Here is a 20,825-nt window from a genome sequence, read left to right as displayed (position 1 = left end):
TTCAGCGCATAAAAAAAGGCAGGGGATCATCCGACCCCCCTGCCTGCAACAGGCGCTGGCTCTCCATGAAACGTTCCCACCTTCGGCAAGGCTGCGAAAGAACACTGCATCGCGGACGACAGACTCGCGATAGTTCTCACACTGCGCAGCACTACTTGCCGACAGTCGGCCACCTTCCACAGACTGCCGCCCAAGCGCCTGCAACTCGCTCAGCCATCTGCCAGATACTGCAAACCGCTGGGTGACATATCACTCTTTGCACGGCGCTGGCGCAATTCATCAATTGGTATTAAACCGTTCGCTACCGTTGGCAAGCCGGACGGCTACGGACGGACGTGCGGCGCAGCGGGCCTGCACTCAATCCACCACGCTGAACTCCACCCGCGCGGTCTGCCCGCTTTCGTCCAGCACGCTCAGCTGGTAGCGGCCGAGACGGCTGAAGGTGTGGCTGTAACTGTCCTGACTGGCGGTATCGGCGACTGGCGCACCGTCGATGAACCACCAGCGCCGACCATTGCCGCCCAGCGCCGACAGTTTCAGACGCAATTGCTGTTGACTGCCAGCGGGCAAGCGCAGCTGATCACCTTCGCGCACGCCGACGATGGACAGCGGCGCTGCGAGGCCCAAACCCTGAGGTGGGCACGAAAGATCGACGGCGGGCAAGCGCGCTTCCCGTCGCTCGGTTTTCGGCAACCACGGCTCCAGCGGCGCAGGCCACAGCGCGACGTCCTTCGGCTGCGCCTGAGGGCAATTGGCGCCGACTCTCAGCCCCTTGTCGTTGATCCAGATCTTCTCCAGCAAGCCCAACCCCAGAGGCTGATCGGTGGCCTGCAAGGTCGGTGGCGTGGTGCCGTCCAGCGTCCAGGCGAAACGCTGACGTCGACAGTTGGGATCGCTCTTGCTCATAGGCTGGCCCAACGGCCAACAGATCGCCGCGACACCGACGTTCAGCGGCACCGGCATGACCGGCGGCGCAATATTGCGCTGGGCATCTCGGTTCACCAGCAGGTCGTGAACCTGCAGCATCAGAGGCGCCGCCGATGCCAGCCCGAACTGCCCCGGCACCGGTGTGCCGTCCGGTCGTCCGATCCACACCCCGATCAGAAACCTCGGCCCGACGCCAATAGACCAGGCGTCGCGAAACCCGTAACTGGTGCCGGTTTTCCAGGCCAGCTGCGGACGCTGCACCAGCTCGGCGTGAGGGTCCAGATCAGGTCGTGACTGCCCGCTGAGGATGCGCCGGATGATCCACGCAGCGCCCGGCGACATCATCGGCCGGTCACGCAGCCGATCATTGGGCTGCAAGCGAATATCGGCACTGCGTCCGCCGCGCGCGAAGGCGCTGTAACCGCCCACCAGATCCTCAAGTCGACTGCCAGCGCCGCCGAGGATCAGCGCCAGATTCGGTTCGGCCAGAGGCGGCAGTGTCAGCGGCACGCCGCCATTGCGCAGTTCGGCGGCAAAGCGCTTCGGACCATAGGCTTCAAGCAGTTGAACGGCTGGCAGGTTGAGGGACATCGACAGCGCCGAACTCGCCGCCACGGCGCCGTTGAAACCGGAGGAGAAGTTGCCGGGACGGTAATCACCATAACGCCGCGGGACGTCCTGCAACAGCGATTCGGAATGGATCAGCCCGGTGTCCATGGCCTTGCCATAGAGGAACGGCTTGAGTGTCGACCCCGGCGAGCGCAACGCACTGACCATGTCCACGTGACCGAAGCGCTTGGCGTCGCCGATGTCCACTGAACCAACATAGGCGCGCACCGCCATGTTCTCGGCCTCCACCACCAGAATCGCAGCGGAGGTGCGCTCAGGCAGCCGCGCGCGCCAGCCAAGCAACAGGTCCTCGAGACGGCGCTGCAAAACGGCGTCCAGAGTCGTGCGAATCAAAGGCGGGCTGTCGGGGCGGTTGAGACGTCGGGCCAGCAGCGGCGCCAGGCTCGGCTCCTGACGTGGCGCCAGCAATAGAGGCTCCTCCAGCGCTTCATTGACGGCCTGTTGTGGCCAGACATTGAACTCGGCCAGCCGTTTCAGCACTTTGTCCCGCGCCGCTTGCGCGCGCTGAGGATGACGATCGGGACGCAACCGGCTCGGCGCCTGCGGCAGTACTGCCAACAATGCAGCGTCGGCGCGCGTCAGTTGTTGCGGGGATTTGCCCAGATACGCCCAACTGGCTGCAGCCACACCTTGCAAGGTGCCACCGAACGGCGCGCGGTTGAGGTACAGGCCGAGAATCTCAGCCTTGGACAGATGCCATTCCAGCTGAGCCGTTCGCCACAGCTGGCGCAGCTTGCCCGCCAGCGTGCGCGAATGCGGATCAAGCAGCCGCGCGACCTGCATCGACAACGTGCTGCCACCAGAAACCACATGCCCGCCGCTGAGGTTCTGCCAGGTCGCCCGCACCAGCGCCATCGGGTTTACGCCGGGATGCTGATAAAACCAACGATCCTCGTAGGTCAGCAGTGCTTCGAGGTAATACGGCGACACCTGATCGACCGTCACGGGATAGCGCCACACGCCGTTGGCATCGGCGAAGCGCCACAGCGGAGTGCCGTCTTCGGCGAGTACCACACGGGCAAGATCATCCTTGGGCAAAGGCAGCGGCCAGAGTCGGTCAGCAAGCCATAGCAGCAGGCAGAGTGACAGCAGGCTACCGATGAGCCAGCGCAGGACACGCCCCCATTTGCCCACAAGAAATCCGCGCGTCATGCCAAACAGCCTTTATGCTTCAGGGAACTCGCCCAGCCAATCGATAGCCAAAGCGAACAATCCCTTTTTGGTTTCATCCCCTTCATCAGGAAGCAGACATGCAGGTAGAAAGCGTTTTCGAATGGCTCGGCCAGGTAATCGGGGCCGTGATCCGCTTCGTCGTCGACGGGTTAAGCTGGTTGTTCAACATGTTCACTCATGCCGGTGGCAATTTCGTCGACGGATTGTCGCGCACGCTGGGCATGGACACCTCACTGATCAGCATCATCGCGCTGATCATCGGCCTGATGCTGCTGTATTCGGCGATCCGCGCCTTCATGCGCGCCTCGATCATCATGGGGATCATCTGGCTGTTTCTGGGGCTGTGGCTGCTGAGCTGGATTATTCATTGATCATCAGGCCAACACACCTGACCCTGTAGCAGTCCGGCTTGCCGGCGGCAGCGATCTCAAGGACGCTGCCGCCGGCAAGCCGGACTGCTACAGGAAGAAGGTCCGTTTCCCCAGCTTCGGGCTACTTCTTGCCTTTCACCACCAACTGCGCGGGCGCCTCACCTAGGGCCTGCCAGTTCGGCCGATACATCGACTCCACCTGCGGCGGCGGCACGCGATACGTCCCCGGCGTCACGGCGCGAGCCAGGTACAGTAGGTGCACTGTGTTGAAACCCTGCAGATCGAGCGCCGCGACATAACGGTCGCCACGGAATTCCTGGTGCTTGACCCCAGCGTTTTCCATCGACTCACGCCACGCCTTCACCGACTCGCTGGCGTCTTCAAGGCTTGCCGCGCTCTGGGCCAGATTCTGGTTCTCGATTTCAAGACCTGCTGGCAGCAAGTCCACCACCAAGGCATCCGGCACACGCTCCTTGGCTTTGACTTCCAGATGCACCAGCACCAACTCGCCGCTCTTCAGCGCATTGAGGTTCAGCGCTTCGCCATCCATGCCCAGATAGTCGCGACGAATACTCAGGTTCTCGCCACCGGCTGCCGGTGGCTGCGATGGATAGCCGGAAATGGTCATCTGCTGGTAAAGGGTTTCGCCGCCCGTGTTCTGCACGGTCAAGGGTGAGGCCAGCACCGAGCTGTCGAGTTTCACGCCCGGCTGATCGTTGCTCAACTCACGGTTGTTGCTGCCGCTGTTCAAGGTCGCTGCCCATTTGGCTTCTGGCTTGCCGAGCAGATCACGCCCTGCGAGGAACAACGAATTGCGTTCCTGGGTCGAGAGATAACGGCTGGCCGCAACCTGATCGGACAGCGCGAACAGCCGATCCTCGACCTTGTCCGACGCCAGTTTGTTCTCCTCCAGCAGCGACAGAATCAATGCCTGATCGCGCAATTGGCTGCCGTAATCCGCCAGCCAGTCGTTGGCCTTGCGACCCGCTGCCAATCCGGCCAGCAACGCCTGATCGGCACGGGGTTTGTCGCCCATTTTTTCCAGCGCGATGGACAGCTGCACCAGCGGCAGCCCGGAACGCGCATCACTGCGACGGTCGAACAGGCTGCGCAGCGCACCCAACGGCGCCTGCTGACTGCGCGACAACACCAGCCCCGCATAAGCCTGCACCGCAAAGCGGGTGTGATCGGCGTTTTCGCTGTAGTTGACCTCGATCTGATTGCGTTCCTGCAAATAGCGCAGCAGTCGCTCGTTGGCCTTCTTCAGCGCATCCGGCGGCACCGCGTAGCCCTGATCGCGGGCGCGCAGCAGGAAGTCGGTGACGTATGCCGTCAACCAGTATTCTTCTTCGCCGTCCGCGCCCCACAGGCCGAAACTGCCGTTGTAACGCTGCATGCCCAGCAAGCGCTCGATACCCACTTCGATCTTGCGCTTGCGCACCGCATCCGGCTCGCCTTCCAGCCCCAGGCGCTTGAGCGTGGCGGCATCGGCGTAAAGCGACGGGTAGAGGCCGCTGGTGGTCTGTTCCAGACAGCCGTAAGGGTAGGCCTTCAACGCGCGGATCTGCTCGCCCAGGTTCAGCGGCGGACGACTCGACACCGAGAGCAAGGCTTCGCGCCCCGCAGGTTCGAAGGCGTCCAGCGCCCCGTCCGGCAGGCTCCACGCCTGATCCTTGAGCACCGCGCGATATTGCCTGAGCATCGCCGGATACGCAGGGCGCACGCCGATGGTCCATTCCCGGCTGAACGCGGGAAGGCTCTCACCCGGTAGATCCAGGCCATTGACCGTGACCTTGATCACGCCCTGGCCGAATCCGCCCTGAGCTTTCACCGGGATTTGCAGCGTGGTGCGCTGGCCTTGAGTCAGGCTCACGACTTTTGCTGCGTCCGCCTCGCCAAGGCTCAACTGCCCCTCGGCACTGACCTGCACATTGAGCTTCTGCGCCTTGCCCGACAGATTCGAGAGATCCAGCGCTACTTTGGTCTGGTCGCCACCGGCCAGGAAACGCGGCGCTGACAGCTCGGCAATCAGCGGCGCGGCGACCATGGTTTTCGCCTCGGCCATGCCATAGCGTTCATCAGTCCAGGCCTGCGCCATGATTCGCAGCTCGCCATTGAAGTCTGGAATGTCGACGCTGACTTCGGCATCGCCCTGCTCATTCAAGGTCACCGGCGCGCTTTGCAGGGCGACGATGGTCACGCTGGTTTCCGGACGTTTGCCACCCTTGGCAAGCGCGGCGTCGCCACCGAATGCCAGACTGGCAAGCCGATTGCGCCCGGCCTCGATCAACTGGCCATAGATATCCAGCTGATCGGCACCATATTCCTTTCGCCCGAACAGGCTGGCGAACGGATCCGGCGTGGCGTATTCGGTGATGTTGAGGATCCCGACGTCCACTGCCGCGACCAGCACGTGTACATCCTTGGGAATCGAGCCGTCTGCGTTCTTCGCATTGACCTTGAGTTTCAGCGGCTGTTTGGGCCGCATCTTCTCGGGTGCCGTAACCGTCAGCGCAAGCTTGCGTTGCGAGCGATCCAGCGGCAGGTGCAGCACGCCCACCGCGCGTTTCGGCGTGACATTGGCCTTGCGCTCACCCGGACGAATCACCAGCGCGCTGACGTACAAATCATGGCGCGCCCATTTCTTGTCCATAGGAATGTCGAAGGTCTTGCCTTCAGCAGGCACGTCGATCTCCTGCCACCACAACGGGCCTTCGCTGGATTCCACCAGCAGATAGCCCTTACCCGCACTCGGCGGCGTGACCGTGACCTTCGCGGTGTCGCCATCGGCATAGGCCGGTTTGTCCAGCGCCAGCTTGACCTGATCGGGCCGCACGGCGCCGCCTTCGGCGTTGTCCTGCCAGCGATAACCGGCCCAGAAACGCACGCTGCTGATCAAGCCGGTTTCTGGGTCTTCAACTTCAACGCGGTAAGGGCCCCACTCCACCGGGAAGCTGATCTTCGCCGTGGAATCCTTCTTCACGCTGAGGGTTTCTTCGGACAGGTTCAGGAATTTTTCGTTGTAGTGATAGCTCCAGCCGTCACTGTCGGAGTAGTTCCAGTAGTAGTCGCGACGCTCGCGAATCAACCGCACCTTGAGATTATCGGCGGCCAGTTTGTGGCCTTCGGCGTCGGCCATGAGCACTTCGAACTCCACCGGGCCGTCGCCATCAGTTGCCTCGCCATCGAACAGCCCGCGCAGCCCCGGCAGTTTGTCTGCAGGCCAGACCGGCTGAGTCAGACGCCGGGTAATCGGCCGGCCACCGGACTCTTGCAGGCTGGCCTGCAGCACCAGCTCAAGCGGCGAACGAGCCTTGGCCCATTGGCTGTCGATACTCAGGTCCAACTCGCCATTGGCATCGAGGGTGCTGTCTTCGACTTCCAGATCCTGCTTGAGGTCTTCTTCGGTCACCGAACCGAATTGATAACCCGGTAACGCCGGCGCCGCTTCGCGCAGAGGACGCACGTAGAGTTGGCCGGTCAGGCGATTGCCTGACGCAGGCGCGCCATACAGGTAACGACCGTTGATGGAGATGTCGAACGCCGCATCAGGTGCCAGCGGTGTCTCACTGCCCTTGAGTTCGAGGGCCATGCGTTCCGGGAGGAAGTCCTCGACCTGGAATTCGTACAACTGCGGCTTGCCGTCGCCCAGGTCAAACACCAATTGCCAGCGACCGGTCGGCGCTTCGTCCGACAGTTGCAGTTGATATTGGTAGAGCCCGCTGGCGTCAGCATCCCACACGAATTTGCGGCTGACCTGTTCATCGGGGCGACGCACTTCCACAGTGATCGGCTGCGGTTTCACGCTTTTGCCGTCGTTGTCGCGCAGCAGGCCGTTGAGCAGCACCACTTCGCCCGGACGGTACAAATCCCGAGGGCCGAAGATAAAGAACTGCAACGGATGGGCCTGCGGGCCGGTGATATCGAACTCCGCCAGATCCAGCGCGGCGCTGTTCAGGCGCAACATGCTGGTCTGTTCGCCCTGATGGGCCAGCAGCACTTCGGCCTTGGCAGGCAGTGGCAGCTCGGCGTGGCCAGCGTTGTCGGTCTTGCCTTGGCCGACCACGCGGCCTTTGTCGTCATACAGCTCAAGATCGACGCCGTTAAGCGCCTTGCCGCCTTCGAGCGCCTGAGTGAAGACGTCCAGGCGGCTACTGTAGCGATGGGCAGAGAGGCCAATGTCGCTAAGGGTGAACAATGTCGCCGGTTGGGAATAGTTGTAGGTGCCGGAGGCGCGCATCACGGCCAGATACACACCCGGTTGCTGCAACTGCTTGAGTCCGGCAATCGGCAGCAGCACGGTTTCGCGGGTGTTGCGCGCAGGGTTGAGATCAAAGCGGCCGCCGTAGACCAGATCGGCCATGGGCAGCAGTTCCTTGGATTCATAGCTTTGCAGGCTGGACGAGCCTTCCCAGGAACTGAGAAATGCTGGCAGCGAATCGGGTTTGATACGGAAGAATTCCACATCGACCTTGTCGACGTTCAGCGCGATTACTGGCAGGCCTTCAGCCAGCCGGGTCGGCAACAGGCTGCCGCGACTGGCGAAGCCTACCGTGGCTTGCAGGTCGGAGGTTTCCAGACGCGCCGAATATTCAGCCGCCAAGGTGTTGTTGTTGACGGCGGCCAGCCCCGGGTCGACGGTCAGCACCAGCTTGCGCTTGGGCTCCAGATGTCGCAGGCGTAATTCCATGAGGTTGTCGGACAGCTCCCACGCGCCATCGACCTTGCCATTGACACTGTCGACCAGATGCACTTTCTCGGCAAACTTCTGATCAGGATTCAGCGGCACGGAAAAACTCAGCGACAGCGTGCTAGCGCCATCGAGCTGGATTTCCGAAACATCGACCACCGTCAGCTCACGCCCGGCGTAGCGTTTGCTCAGCGCAGGGATGTCGACCGCGGGTTTGGGTTTGGCAGCCTCTGCTGCCGCCGGCTGCGTCGCGGGCGCGGCGGGGGTTGCCGGGGCCTGAGCAGGTTTATCGGACGTGGAGGAATCACAGGCACTGAGCAGTACCAGCGCGCAGGCCAGGAACAATCCTTTGTTAAGCATGAGGCACTCATTGGCGGCAGTTATTATGAGGAGCAGCAGTTATAGCACCGCAAACCTGATCGTAAAGCGCGGCGCGGGAATAGACCCTGGCTTTGTGCGTTTGTTCGCAGGGCTCAAACCACCAAACCCAGATCTGCAGCACGCCACAATCCCTGTGGGAGACGCCGGAGGTCACGACGGTGCGGGCCGCGATTCGGACGAAGCGGTGGGTCAGACGACCGCATTTGCGACTGACCCACCGCATCATCCGATCGCGGCCCGGGCTGTCCCAAACCTCCAGCAGCTCCTACAGTTGATCCACGTTGGCGCTTTCATCCCGTTACAATGCAGCCCTTCTTGTGCCCTTTCATCTGCCGAGCGTTCATGCCCAACTTTCTGACTGACTGGCGTCAGCGCGCCACCCACCGACAGGTCTGGGCGCTGGCCGCACCGATGATTTTGTCGAACATTTCGGTGCCGCTGGTCTCGCTGGTCGACAGCACCGTCATCGGCCACCTGCCTCACGCTCATCAACTGGGCGCTGTGGCGGTCGGCGGGACGTTGTACAGCTTTCTGGCCTGGGCCATGAGCTTCTTGCGGATGGGCACCACCGGGTTCGCTGCCCAGGCCGCGGGACGTAAGGATGGCGCTGCATTGCGTCAGGTGCTGACGCAGGGGCTGCTGCTGGCGCTGGGCTTTTCTGTGCTGTTGGGTTTGGTCGGCCTGCCCTTTCAGCATCTGGCGCTGCAGATGATGCAACCCTCGGCCGATCTCAACGACCTGACCCGCGACTTCTTCCATACCCGATTGTTCGGCCTGCCCGCCGCGTTGGCGAGCTACGCCCTGGTCGGCTGGTTCCTGGGCCTGCAGAACGCCCGCGCGCCTTTGGCGATTTTGCTCACCACCAATCTAGTCAACATCGCGTTGAACCTGTGGTTCGTTCTTGGTCTGGACTGGGGCGTTGTCGGGAGCGCCCGGGCGTCGGTGCTGGCTGAATGGGTCGGCGTGTTGCTGGGACTCGCCCTGACTCACAAGGGCCTGCGCGAATACCCGGGGCATCTGGCGCTGGCCGCCCTGAAACGTTGGCAAAGCTGGAAGCCGCTGCTGGGGGTCAACCGCGACATTTTCATTCGCAGCCTAGTGCTGCAGTCGGTGTTTTTTCTGATCACCGTGCAAGGCGCGCGACTGGGCGATGCCACGGTGGCCGCCAACGCCCTGTTGCTCAACGGACTGCTGCTCACCGCCAATGCACTCGACGGGCTGGCCCACGCGGTGGAAGCACTCTGTGGCCATGCCATCGGCGCCCGAAACCGTGAAGCCTTGCGAAGCTCGCTGAACGTGGCCGGTGGTTGGTCGTTGATCTGCAGTGTGGCATTCGCCGTGCTGTTCCTCTTCGCCGGGCACCTGTTCGTTGACATGCAGACCGACATTTCAGAAGTGCGGGAAATTGCTTACGTCTATCTGCCCTACCTTGCCTTGCTGCCTCTGGTGGCGGTCTGGAGTTATCTGCTCGACGGCTTGTTCATCGGCGCCACTCGCGCACGGGAAATGCGCAACGCCATGGTGCTGACTGCGCTCATCGCCGCCCCGTTCGCCTGGCTATCCAGCGGGCTCGGCAACCATGGGCTGTGGGTGGCGTTTCTGCTGTTCATGGCACTGAGGGCTTTAACCCTGGGGTATATCGCCAGACGGTTGAACCGCAGTGGTGGTTGGTTTCAAGGTTGAGCCCACACAGTCAGGATCAATCGCCCTTCGCTGCTGTTACCCGGGCCTGATCCTGCGCATGAATGAAATCCGCCACTTCATCCAGCACCGGGGCCAGGCTGCGCATTGGACGAGAGAATGCGGCCACCAAGGTCGCGTGTCCGGGTTTGGAGAAGTACAGCTCGCGCACTGAGACTCCCTGCTCACGAAGCCTTCTGGCCATGCCACCGGTATTACGCTCGGGGTTGACCAATGTGTCGTCCCTCGCGGCTATCAATAGCGCAGGCGGTGAAGCACTGCTCACATGGTTGATCGGCTGGGAATCCGGCGGCGAGTCGGGAAAGAAAAATACCGGTTTCACCTCTGGATTCTCGATTGGCAGAAAGTCGTACGGCCCGGCGAGACCGATCCAGCCGCTCAGCATCGAGGGCTTCATGCTCACCGTCGCCAGCCACTTCGGGTCCAACGCCAGCATCGCGGCGTTGTAACCACCGGCGCTGTGGCCCATCACATACAAGCGACGCGGATCGCCACCGTATTGGGCGATGTGTTGGCGGGTCCAGCCCACGGCTCGGGCGCTGTCATCAAGGAAGCCCTGATAATGCACCTGTGGATAAAGCCGGTAGTCCGCCAACACCGCGACGATGCCGCGAGACGCCAGCGCTTCGCCGACAAAACCATAATCACTGCGCGAACCGCTGTTCCAGCTGCCACCGTAGAAGAACACCACCACGGGTGCGTCGGGTCCGACGTTGGTTGGGGTGTAGACATCCAGCCTGTTGCGCGGATCACTGCCGTAACTCACGTCACTGGCCTTGCTGAACCCACCGCTCGGGGTGAAGGCGTTGAGCACCTTCAAAGGTGAGCAACCCATCAGCAAGATCAACAACCCACCGACCACCAAAGCCCGCATCATCGATTGCTCTCCTGGCTGCGGTCAGGACAGTCATGGCCGCTCAGCATTACGACTCCGAGGGGCGCAAATAGTTGGAGCAGAATCAAGCCACCTCTACTCCCCTTCCCCCTGTGCCTCCGTGATCGAGGACAGCATGATCTTCAACCCGCTCAGGGATACGCTTTTCGAATCGATCGTCACCAGACTGCTCCCGACCCTGAAGTGCATTTCGTTGTTCCGGGCCATGCGCACGATGAGCTCGTCGTCCACCGTGAACTGCCGAGACTCGTCCAGAAACATTTCCCTGTCGATGCGAGTGGTGATGATTCGGCGAGGCAAGGAAACGGGCTCCGGCTGGGTTCGGGGGTTGATGTCCGGATCCCACAACCGGTTGCTGATGAAGGGATCATCAGGGTTGTCGTCGCGAAAGCTCACGATCACCTCCATCCCTCCCCACCACGGGTTGTTACCCTGCAACAAGGCCAGGTCCACTGGAATCCAGCAATCGTTGAACCGCGCACCATCGCCCTGATTGCCCCAATCGAAACGCACCTTGAGCCTGTTCCTGTCATCAAGGCCGACTATCTCGAACAACCCGCCAACCACACAGGCCCGATGCATGCTGATGCGTCGGGGGGGCGGTGCATCGATTGCCGATTGCCGGCTTGTGCTGAGAGGCAGGAGTTGTACCGAGTCCTCGGACTGATCGGCGAACACCACGACATGACGGCTGCGGGTATGCAGGAAGTAATAGTGCAGGTTCTCTTCCGCGCACAGACGTTGCAACAGCTGCAGATCGCTCTCGCAATATTGCGCGCAGAAGTCCCGCTCCCGGCATGGCTGCGTGCGTTGCCAGAGATAAGTGGCCTCGTCGATACCGTGCTCGCAGAGCAGTTGGATGATGATCTGCTCGGCGCTCATCCCCTGAAACACTCGCTGATTGTGCCGGTAGGCCATCAACCCCAGGCGCGGCCCCAGCGTAATCCGGTAATGCGCGGGCGAAGGCTGCAACAGGTGGCCCGAGGTGGGTTCGGCGCTGCTGCGCACGATGCTCTGGATATGACCGTGAATCCCGGAAATTCCGGCGCTCGAATGCAGGTAAGCAGCACTGAACAGCAGGTCGTGTGCATCCAGCGGCCCCTCGTGACTGAGCACTTCCAACTCGAAGGAATAGGGCTGATTGAAGACTTCTGCCCCTTTGCAGCTGAGCACTTCGAGTGAACGGTTCGGGCGGCTGACGTCCAGGCGCAGATGCGGGGCGTTGGCGAACGGCGACATGGTGCGGATGACCTCGACTGGCAGTTTCAAGCGGCCAGCGATTCTGGGGCACAAGGTGCGGCAAGTAGAGAGGGCAAATGCAGAACAGGAAATTGCCTACAGCTGTGGATAGAAACACAGCGAAAATATGTAGGAGAAATAAAAAACGGGCCCATTCGGACCCGTTTCATTCACATCGCTGGAACGATCATGAGGACAGATACGAAGACCGCGTCAGGCCCAGGCGCAACGCGTCCAGATACTGAGTACGTTCACGCGGGCTGATCCTGGCACTGGCGACCTTGTCCCGGTAATGAGTCATCAGCTCTTCCGGCGACAGGTGCACGTAACGCAGCATGTCCTCGATGGTGTCGTGGGTTTCGATACCGGCCGAGTAAGCGCTGCCGTCCTGATTCTGATAGATGTTCACCGAGTCGGTATCACCGAACAGGTTGTGCATGTCGCCAAGAATCTCTTGATACGCGCCGACCAGAAACACGCCCAGCAGATAGTCTTCGCCTTCGTTCAGGGCGTGGACCGGCAGGCTGGTTTCGATGCTCTGCTCGTCGACGTACTGGTTGATCTTGCCGTCGGAGTCGCAGGTCAGATCCTGCAACACGGCGCGGCGCAGAGGCTCCTCGTCCAGACGATGCAGCGGGATGATCGGCAGAACCTGATCGATGGCCCATGTGTCCGGCAGGCTCTGGAACACCGAGAAGTTGCAGATGTACTTGTCGGCCAGCTTGTCGTTGAGTTCGTCCAGCACCTGACGGTGGGAGCGCTGACGTGCCTTGAGCGAATTGTGCAGGCGACGGCAGACCGCGAAGTAGCATTGCTCACCCAAGGCTTTCTGCGCCAGGGTGATCTTGCCGTCCGAGTACTGCGAGGCGATGTCGCTCATGTAGTGCGTGGCGCGCCAGTAGGTCTCGGTGACCATCTCGATGTCGGTCGGGCCGAGCAGATCGATCAACCATTGCAGGGTTTCCGGCAGGTTTTCCTTGTCGGTGATCTCAGGCACTTCGTCGTTGTGACGCTCGACGTCGGTGACCTGGATCACCAGCATCGCGTGGTGCGCGGTCAGCGAACGGCCGCTTTCCGAGAAAATGTGCGGATGTGGCAGACCCTGCGCATCGCAAAACTCCTTGAGCATGCCGACCACGACACCGGCGTAATCGTCCATGTCGTAGTTGATCGAGCTGGCGTTGCGCGAATGGGTGCCGTCGTAGTCGACGCCCAGACCGCCACCGACGTCGATGTGATCGACCGGCAGGCCCAGGTTGCGCAGTTCGCCGTAGTAACGAATCGCTTCCTTGAAACCGTGCTGGTAGTCCGCCAGGTTGGCGATCTGTGAACCCATGTGGAAGTGCAGCAGACGAATGCCCTGATCGAGACCCGCTTTGGTAAAGCGCTCGACCACTGACAGCAGCTGCGCGGCCGACAGACCGAACTTGGATTTCTCGCCACCGGTGTCAGCCCACTTGCTGGAGGCCAGAGAGGACAGACGAACGCGCAGGCCGACCTGAGGCGCAACTTTGAGCTCGGCGGCCTCTTCGATCACCAGTTCGACTTCGGATTCTTTCTCGATGACGATGAAGACGTTGTGGCCCAGCTTCTGGCCCATCAGCGCCAGGCGAATGAACTCGCGGTCCTTGTAACCGTTGCAGACGATGGTCCCGCCTTTCGGCGCCAACGCCAGCACAGCCATCAGCTCAGGCTTGGAACCGGCCTCCAGACCGATGGAAACGTTCTGCGTGGCGATGATGTTTTCCACCACCGCTTCCTGCTGGTTGACCTTGATCGGGTACAGCGCGGTGTATTTGCTCTGGTATTCCAGGCGCGCGATGTTCTCGTCGAAGGCCCCGGTCAACTGACGCACACGGTCCTGCAGGATGTCCGGGAAACGGACCAGCAACGGCAAGGACAAACCGCTCTTGCGCAGTTCGTCTACTTGCTCGTAGAGGTCAATGGGCGCACTGCCTGGCCCGTTGGGGCGAACTTCAACACGGCCGGCTTCGTTGATTGCAAAATAACCAGCCCCCCAATGGCGTATCCCATAGACACTGCGGCTGTCCGCAACTGTCCATTGGCTGCCATCGTCTTTGCGTGTGCGTCGTACGGACATCGAAGTCCCCTGTATAAAAGTCATAAAGCCCCGGCCGGACCGGCTGGGCGCAGTGTATAGAGTGGAAATGACGGTTTGGCGCCAGCTCGCCGTGCGGCAGTAGACCTGCAACTCACAGCAGAGTTTGGTTCAACGGACCGACGCCGGACCGACAATGTAACGTGGGACGGGATGGACAGGACGGCTCAGCCGCCTGACTTTTTCGCCTTGAAGCCCTGCTTGACCAGCTCCGCCAGCAGCGTCTCGACGTGATCGCCCTGTATCTCGATCACGCCATCCTTGAGTGCACCACCGGTACCGCAACGACGTTTGAGCGTAGTCGCCAGTTCCTTGAGTGCATCTTCAGGCAACGGCACGCCGGTAACGGTGGTGACAGTCTTGCCGCCACGACCTTTGCTTTCGCGTCGCACGCGGGCAATGCCATCACCTTCGGGAATAACGGATTTCTTGCAGATGCAGGCATCGACGGGCTGACGGCATTCGGGACAGTGCCGTCCTGCGTCGGTTGAAAACACCAGGCCACCGAGGGCGGCGAAGGATGCGGCTTTTTTGGCCACCGGCAATCCTCTTCTTGAGGACCAAAGTCTGGTCGGGCAGGCTGGGTAATACCACTCTGCGGAGCCGACCGCGAAGCCCCACTCAGGCAGGGGCAGCGCTACTGGACCGCAAGGCAGTCCAGGTTGAAAAGGTCGCGCAGTGTAACGGCAAAAAGCGCAGATGCTAAGTGCAAATATGCGCCAATTTACGGGACTTTTGCGACGTCGGCCAAATAGCGCTTCAACGCGGCCAGAGAGTCCGGGCAATAAGGCTTTTCGGCGGTTTCACGCAGTACCTGATCGACGCCGATGAAGCGAGCCTCCAGCACCTCTTCAGGCTGAAGTTTCAAAGGCCCGTCCCAGACCGCCGAAAACACTGCACACCAGAGACGGTTGTCCGGCTGATCGAAGAAAAACTGTTCATGGGCCGTCAGCTCGACACCCGCCACGCCCAACTCTTCCTCAAGCTCTCGGGCCGCTGACTCCTTATAGCTTTCATCGGCCTGCACCATGCCGCCGGCGGCGACATCCCAGTAGCCAGGATAAATTGCCTTGCTCAGGGTGCGTCGGTGAACACACAGCTCGCCGGCAGAGTTGAAGAGGAGGATGTAGGTGCCGCGACCGATCAGCCCCCGCTCGCGAAGTTCTGCGCGAGGCAGGGAGCCGAGCAGTTGATCCTGCCGATCGACCCAGGCGATCTGTTCAGCGTCGGAAGCCGCCCGATGGGCGACTTCCCGTTCAGAGACTGACATCGATCAACCCTGAGACAGCAGTTGGCGCAAGTCGATGACTGCGGCGTTGGCGCGCGACAGGTAGTTGGCCATGACCAGCGAGTGGTTGGCGAATACGCCGAACGGGCTGCCGTTGAGAATCACCGGGCTCCACATTGGTTCCTGAGAGGCCTCCAGCTCACGAATGATCTGACGGACACTAACAGTGGCGTTCTTCTTCGCCAGCACGTCGGCGAAGTCGACTTCGATGGCGCGCAGCAAATGCGACAGTGCCCAGGCCTGACCGCGTGCCTCGTAGAACACGTTGTCGATCTGCATCCACGGGGTTTCGACGATTTCTTCATCGACCTGAGGCACTTCGCCCGGCTTCACTGTCACGGTGGACTGCGCTTCTGTCTTCAGGGTGCTGTTGAGTTTGACGCGGCCGACGCTGGCCGACAAACGCTGGGACAGCGAACCCAGACGCGTACCCACATCACCGAGCCAGTTGTTCAGGTTATCGGCACGAGTATAAAACAGTGCGCCTTTCTGATTCGGATCGGACAAGCGAGCTTGATAACGGCTCAGCGCAGCGATCCCTTCGCGATACTGGGACTCGCTCGAAGGCAGAATCCAGCTCTTGTTGTCGAAGTTGAACAGCGGCTCGGCACGCGCCAGATCGCCATCTTCAGCCGACTGCGACTGCGAGCGTGCGAAATCCTTGCGCAAGGCTCGACTCAAATCACGTACCTGGACCAGGACGCCATATTCCCAGCTCGGGGTGTTGTCCATCCACAGGCCAGGCGGGAAACGGTCGTTGGAAATGTAGCCACCAGGCTTGTCCAGCAGCGTCGAGGCGACGGTCTTCAGGGTTTCGACCGTGGTGTAACCAATCACCATCTGCTTGCCTTCACGCTCGGCCGCGGCCTGAGCCTGTTGCTGGACCGGAAACAAGGGAGGCTCGCTGCTCCACCAAATGCCGAGGACCACCGTAACGACCAGATAGATGCCGACAACGGCACCCACTGCGCGGCTGAAGAGCAGACCGCCCCAATATCCCCGAGGCGCCTTGCCTACCGGCTTAGCATCAACACGCTCACCCTCGCCCGCGGTGCCCGAGCGCTTCTTCCAATCCAGCATGGCCTTGTCCTTTCAATCACGGAATTCAGTGCTTAGGACCGCAACCTTACAGCAAGGTGCGTTTGGCAGGAACGCGGTGGAGGGTCCATTTGCGTAATCGACGAGTCCGTGTGCGTCATGCCATCACGCTCTAGCTCGCAGGCCTCTCTAACCGATCAAAATCCCCCCTACCTGCGTATCAGGCATTTCCTGACGAACCAGTCACGATCGGACCATTCGTTTTCCAATGGCATTCAATACTTAAAGCCTGAAAAAGCTGAAAAATTGACGCAAAAAACCCTTAAAAAATGACAACAAAATGACTTGCGGTGCACTTGCCGAAGAAAAGTAGTGCTAGCATAGCGCCAGCATTCGTATCAGGGTTTCCCCTAGCAAGTAGTCAGGTCATGACCGAACCAGAAGATCCGAGCCGAGACCGTCTCAAGCACCATTTCGCCCAGCGCGTCATCCACCAAGCACGTCAGATCCTGGAGGTCTGGCAGCGCCTGCAGCAAAGCGAGTGGTCAGTCGTCGACATGGAAGAGCTCAGCGAAGCCAACCAGCGCTTGCTGCGTTTCGCCGAGCGCTTCGAACAGGCCGAGCACGCTCAACTGGCACGGGGCATCAGTCAGTCCCTGCAGGAAGTGGAAGCCAATCGCGGGCGACTGAGCAGTTCGTTGATCACCGACCTCAACCGTTTGATGCAGCGGCTTTCGCGTACTGGTCTGCGTCATGGCGATCGCCTCGAACACACTTCGCTGCCTCCGTTGCGCAAGCCGATCTACGTGATGCTGCAGGATCACGAGCGCGGCGAACGGCTGGCCAAGCAGCTTGAGTTTTTTGGCCTCAGCGCGCAATCGCTGGCCAGCATTCACGCCGTTCACACAACCCTGGCCGAGCGCTTGCCCGCCGCCGTGGTGATGGACGTGGATTTCGGCGGTGTTGGCGAAGGCCTGAAGCTGGCCGCCAAGATGCAGGAAGGTCTTGAGCAGAAGCTGCCACTGCTGTTCTTCAGCCATCACGAAACCGATACACCTACGCGTCTGGCCGCGGTGCGGGCCGGTGGTGAGGAGTTTCTGACCGGCACGCTGGAGGCGTCCAGCCTGCTGGAGAAAATCGAGATTCTCACCCGAGTCGCTCAGTACGAGCCTTATAAAGTGTTGATCATCGACGACTCGCGGGCCCAGGCCACCCATACCGAGCGCCTGCTCAACAGTGCCGGGATCGTCACCCGGACCTTGTTCGACCCGATCAAGGCCATGTCCGAACTGGCTGAATTCCAGCCAGACCTGATCATTCTCGACATGTACATGCCCGGCTGCACCGGCACCGAACTGGCCAAGGTCATTCGCCACAACGACCGTTATGTCAGCGTGCCAATCATCTATCTGTCGGCCGAGGACGATCTGGACAAACAGCTTGACGCGATGAGCGAGGGCGGCGACGACTTCCTCACCAAGCCGATCAAGCCGCGACACCTGATCACTACCGTTCGCAACCGTGCAGCGCGGGCGCGCAATCTCAAGGCGCGAATGGTGCGCGACAGTCTGACCGGCCTGTACAACCACACGCACATCCTGCAATTGCTTGAAGACTGCAGCTTTCGCGCACGCCGCGAGAAGAAACCGCTGAGCTTCGCGATGCTCGACATCGACCACTTCAAGAAGGTCAACGACGGTCACGGCCACCCCATGGGCGACCGGGTCATCAAGAGCCTCGCGCTGTTTCTCAAGCAACGCCTGCGCAAGACCGATTACATCGGCCGTTATGGCGGCGAAGAATTCGCAGTGGTCATGCCCGACACTGACCTCAAGGCCGCCCACGGCGTACTCGACGAAATTCGCCGCCGCTTCGCCGAAATTCACTATCCGGCGCAGCCGACCGATCTGTTCTGCACGTTCAGCGCCGGTGTCGTGGAGTTGGGTGAGCACGACGACGCGCTGATGATGGCATCGCACGCGGACGACGCGCTGTACCGCGCGAAAAAGGCCGGGCGCAACCAGGTGCATGGGTTGGCGGACGACCTCGCTCGCGCCTCCAAACACTCGACGGTAGACATCGTTTAACTGCTGGCACCACGCGATCCCTGCGGGAGCAACCCGAGGCACGAGGGTCGCGATGAGGCCATTTCATACACTGCATCTTTATCAGCCAGACGACCGCTTCGCCACCGTCGTAACCTCCGGCAGCTCCCACAGGTTCTGTGGCGCGCGGCAGATTGGCGGCATCGCCTGGTTGCTCTCGTATGAAAAAATCATTGGTATCGCCCGATACTGTGGCTTGCAATACCGGTCGCCAAACCCCGCTTTCACGGCCAGCCGCCGACTGCTGGCAACCCGCAAACCCTGTGGGAGCAACCCGAGGCACGAGGGTCGCGATGAGGCCGGTGCATACACTGCATCTCTATCAGCCAGACGACCGCTTCGCCATCGTCGCAACCTCCGGCAATCCACCACAGACTAACCCCGTCCACGCCATCGGCGTTCCCTGCAACGCATCAGCCACTCCGCTATCATGCGCGGACTTCTGTGATGCGAGACCGCCATGCGCCGCCTGCTTTGTCTGATATTGCTGACTCTTGCCCTGCCTGCCTTCAGCGCCAGCCTGCTGGACAGCAGGCCGAGCTCTACTCTGGGCAGCGCGGCCATCGACAACAGCAAGGACTTCCTGCCGGTTCGCCAGGCCTTTCAACTGAACCTGATCGACACCTCGCCCGAATCGATCAAACTGCAGTTCGTCGCCACCGAAGGCTATTACCTGTATCGCCATCGGTTCCAGTTCCGCACCGAACCTGCTGACATTGGCCTGGGCACAGCGCAGTTGCCCGACGGCGAGAAGAAGCACGACGAATACTTCGGCGATGTCGAGGTGTATCACGGCATCCTCGACATCAACCTGCCGCGCAAAACCTCTGATACTCGCCCGTTCACGCTGGTCGTAACTTATCAAGGCTGCGCCGACAAAGGCCTGTGCTATCCGCCTGAAACCGAGCGTTTGAGCATCGGCGGCGCCTCTTCATCGACCATTGATCCTGCCTTGGCAGGGGGCAAAACCGATGTTTCGTTCAGCTGGAAACAACTGGCACTGTTCTTCCTCGCGGGCATCGGCCTGACCTTCACACCCTGCGTTTTGCCAATGCTGCCGATCCTTTCCGGGGTAGTCCTGCGCGGACAGATTGGCGGGGTGCGCGGCTTCTCCTTGTCTATGGCGTACGTACTGCCAATGGCAGTTTGCTTCGCGATTCTCGGCGCTTTGATGGGCATGTTCGGCGCCAGCCTCAATTTGCAGGCACGACTGCAATCAGCCTGGGTGCTGGGGCCGTTTGCACTGTTCTTCGTGGTGTTCGCCATTGCCATGTTCGGCGTTTTTGAGCTGCGACTGCCTCGCGCCTTGAACGACCGACTCGACCGCATTGCCGGCAACACAAAAGGCGGTTCGCTGTGGGGCGCGGCAGTATTGGGTGTGGTTTCGAGCCTGTTGGTATCCCCCTGTGTGTCCGCGCCACTGGCCGGTGCGCTTCTTTATATAAGCGCCAGCGGGGATGCATTGGGCGGGGCCTTGAAGCTTTTCGCTTTAGGCCTTGGCATGGGCGCGCCACTGGTTGTCGTCGCGACTGGTGGAGCAGCCTGGCTGCCGAAAAGCGGGCCTTGGCTGGTGACGGTCAAGAACGCTATCGGTGTTCTGCTGCTGGCATTGGCGATCGGCTTGATCAGCCGGGTCATCCCAGGACAATTGACGTTGCTGCTGGTCGGCTTGCTGTGGGCAGGTGTCGCCGTGTTCCTCGGCGCGCTGGAGTTCACGGTAAAGACTACCCGGGGTCGCCTCGCCCAACTTCTCGGTCTGTTTCTGTTGGTCTACGCTCTGTCCTGCTGGTACGGCGCATTCAGCGGTCAGACAGATCCGCTGCGTCCATTGGGCCGCGCGCAAACCACGCAGATCGGCAGTGAAAACAGCGCAAGGGCAAGCGAGCAGTGGCAGACCGTGACACAGGTGAGTGAACTGAATCAGATCCTCGCCGATTCGAAAATCGCCGAAGAACCGGTGCTCGTCGACTGGTACGCGGACTGGTGCATCAGTTGCAAAGTGATCGAGCATGAAGTCCTGCCCGATCCGAAAATAGTGAGCCAACTCAAGGAGTTTCGCCTGATTCGCTTCGACATGACCGACAGCAGCGCAGAACAGCGCGCTCTGCTGGATAACTACAAACTGTTCGGCCCGCCCGCCCTGCTGTTTTTCGGAAAAGACGGGAACGAGCTGACAAATGCGCGCGTCGTCGGCGAAATCGACGTGGAAGGCTTCTCCGAGCACCTTTCTAGAGCAAATGACCAAATTTAGCGTCTTAGTCACAAACT

Annotated in this window: 12 protein-coding genes; 4 read left to right on the top strand and 8 right to left on the bottom strand. The window is 60.8% G+C overall.

The window, feature by feature from the left end:
- Nucleotides 1-357: 357 nt before the first annotated feature.
- A complete protein-coding gene (gene pbpC, locus BWR59_RS01930; protein WP_081563951.1) occupies nucleotides 358-2,709 on the bottom strand; it encodes a peptidoglycan glycosyltransferase PbpC in 2,352 nt (783 codons plus the stop codon).
- Between the two features lie 98 nt (nucleotides 2,710-2,807).
- On the opposite strand from pbpC, the gene BWR59_RS01925 reads away from it, so the two are divergent.
- Nucleotides 2,808-3,101, top strand: coding sequence for a hypothetical protein (locus BWR59_RS01925; protein WP_074752012.1), 294 nt, complete (start codon nucleotides 2,808-2,810; stop codon nucleotides 3,099-3,101).
- A gap of 121 nt (nucleotides 3,102-3,222) precedes the next feature.
- Here the strand turns inward: BWR59_RS01925 and BWR59_RS01920 are convergent, their stop codons facing one another.
- Nucleotides 3,223-8,151, bottom strand: coding sequence for an alpha-2-macroglobulin (locus BWR59_RS01920; RefSeq protein WP_081563950.1), 4,929 nt, complete (start codon nucleotides 8,149-8,151; stop codon nucleotides 3,223-3,225).
- A gap of 363 nt (nucleotides 8,152-8,514) precedes the next feature.
- On the opposite strand from BWR59_RS01920, the gene BWR59_RS01915 reads away from it, so the two are divergent.
- On the top strand, nucleotides 8,515-9,855 hold the full coding sequence (locus BWR59_RS01915; RefSeq protein ID WP_081563949.1) for an MATE family efflux transporter: 1,341 nt from the start codon (nucleotides 8,515-8,517) through the stop codon (nucleotides 9,853-9,855).
- 16 nt (nucleotides 9,856-9,871) lie between these two features.
- Here the strand turns inward: BWR59_RS01915 and BWR59_RS01910 are convergent, their stop codons facing one another.
- The 6 genes from BWR59_RS01910 to BWR59_RS01885 all read right to left on the bottom strand — a co-directional run bounded on the left by BWR59_RS01910 (nucleotide 9,872) and on the right by BWR59_RS01885 (nucleotide 16,494).
- A complete protein-coding gene (locus tag BWR59_RS01910) occupies nucleotides 9,872-10,750 on the bottom strand; it encodes an alpha/beta hydrolase (protein WP_081563948.1) in 879 nt (292 codons plus the stop codon).
- A gap of 93 nt (nucleotides 10,751-10,843) precedes the next feature.
- The gene (locus BWR59_RS01905; protein WP_081563947.1) at nucleotides 10,844-12,037 is read right to left on the bottom strand and encodes a contractile injection system protein, VgrG/Pvc8 family; all 1,194 of its coding nucleotides are present in this window, start codon (nucleotides 12,035-12,037) and stop codon (nucleotides 10,844-10,846) included.
- 157 nt (nucleotides 12,038-12,194) lie between these two features.
- Nucleotides 12,195-14,108, bottom strand: a complete 1,914-nt coding sequence (gene speA / locus BWR59_RS01900; protein ID WP_081563946.1) for an arginine decarboxylase — start codon at nucleotides 14,106-14,108, stop codon at nucleotides 12,195-12,197.
- Between the two features lie 185 nt (nucleotides 14,109-14,293).
- The gene (locus tag BWR59_RS01895) at nucleotides 14,294-14,665 is read right to left on the bottom strand and encodes a translation initiation factor Sui1 (RefSeq protein WP_081563999.1); all 372 of its coding nucleotides are present in this window, start codon (nucleotides 14,663-14,665) and stop codon (nucleotides 14,294-14,296) included.
- Nucleotides 14,666-14,850: 185 nt separating this feature from the next.
- Nucleotides 14,851-15,396 (bottom strand): NUDIX hydrolase, encoded by a 546-nt coding sequence (locus tag BWR59_RS01890; RefSeq protein ID WP_081563945.1) that lies wholly within the window; start codon nucleotides 15,394-15,396, stop codon nucleotides 14,851-14,853.
- A gap of 3 nt (nucleotides 15,397-15,399) precedes the next feature.
- The gene (locus BWR59_RS01885) at nucleotides 15,400-16,494 is read right to left on the bottom strand and encodes a DUF2333 family protein (protein ID WP_081563944.1); all 1,095 of its coding nucleotides are present in this window, start codon (nucleotides 16,492-16,494) and stop codon (nucleotides 15,400-15,402) included.
- A 386-nt stretch (nucleotides 16,495-16,880) separates the two neighbouring features.
- Between BWR59_RS01885 and BWR59_RS01880 the strand changes: the two genes are divergently transcribed.
- A complete protein-coding gene (locus tag BWR59_RS01880) occupies nucleotides 16,881-18,539 on the top strand; it encodes a PleD family two-component system response regulator (protein WP_081563943.1) in 1,659 nt (552 codons plus the stop codon).
- Between the two features lie 478 nt (nucleotides 18,540-19,017).
- Nucleotides 19,018-20,808 carry a protein-disulfide reductase DsbD gene (locus tag BWR59_RS01875; RefSeq protein ID WP_081563942.1) on the top strand — a complete coding sequence of 597 codons (1,791 nt, stop codon included), beginning with the start codon at nucleotides 19,018-19,020 and terminating at the stop codon, nucleotides 20,806-20,808.
- The last annotated feature ends 17 nt before the right edge of the window (nucleotides 20,809-20,825 follow it).

Origin of the sequence: Pseudomonas sp. Bc-h (genome assembly GCF_002080045.1) — a bacterium.
GTDB lineage: Bacteria > Pseudomonadota > Gammaproteobacteria > Pseudomonadales > Pseudomonadaceae > Aquipseudomonas.
The sequence above is the reverse complement of the archived record's forward strand: the minus strand, read 5'-3'. Positions and strand labels throughout refer to the sequence as shown.

What these genes read in the sequence shown, in the direction of transcription:
- BWR59_RS01915 (WP_081563949.1), top strand. Translation starts at nt 8,515, where the DNA reads ATGCCCAACTTTCTGACTGACTGGCGTCAGCGCGCCACCCACCGACAG.
- speA (WP_081563946.1), bottom strand. Translation starts at nt 14,108, where the DNA reads ATGTCCGTACGACGCACACGCAAAGACGATGGCAGCCAATGGACAGTT.
- BWR59_RS01875 (WP_081563942.1), top strand. Translation starts at nt 19,018, where the DNA reads ATGCGCCGCCTGCTTTGTCTGATATTGCTGACTCTTGCCCTGCCTGCC.
- pbpC (WP_081563951.1), bottom strand. Translation starts at nt 2,709, where the DNA reads ATGACGCGCGGATTTCTTGTGGGCAAATGGGGGCGTGTCCTGCGCTGG.
- BWR59_RS01910 (WP_081563948.1), bottom strand. Translation starts at nt 10,750, where the DNA reads ATGATGCGGGCTTTGGTGGTCGGTGGGTTGTTGATCTTGCTGATGGGT.
- BWR59_RS01920 (WP_081563950.1), bottom strand. Translation starts at nt 8,151, where the DNA reads ATGCTTAACAAAGGATTGTTCCTGGCCTGCGCGCTGGTACTGCTCAGT.
- BWR59_RS01925 (WP_074752012.1), top strand. Translation starts at nt 2,808, where the DNA reads ATGCAGGTAGAAAGCGTTTTCGAATGGCTCGGCCAGGTAATCGGGGCC.
- BWR59_RS01880 (WP_081563943.1), top strand. Translation starts at nt 16,881, where the DNA reads ATGACCGAACCAGAAGATCCGAGCCGAGACCGTCTCAAGCACCATTTC.
- BWR59_RS01890 (WP_081563945.1), bottom strand. Translation starts at nt 15,396, where the DNA reads ATGTCAGTCTCTGAACGGGAAGTCGCCCATCGGGCGGCTTCCGACGCT.
- BWR59_RS01885 (WP_081563944.1), bottom strand. Translation starts at nt 16,494, where the DNA reads ATGCTGGATTGGAAGAAGCGCTCGGGCACCGCGGGCGAGGGTGAGCGT.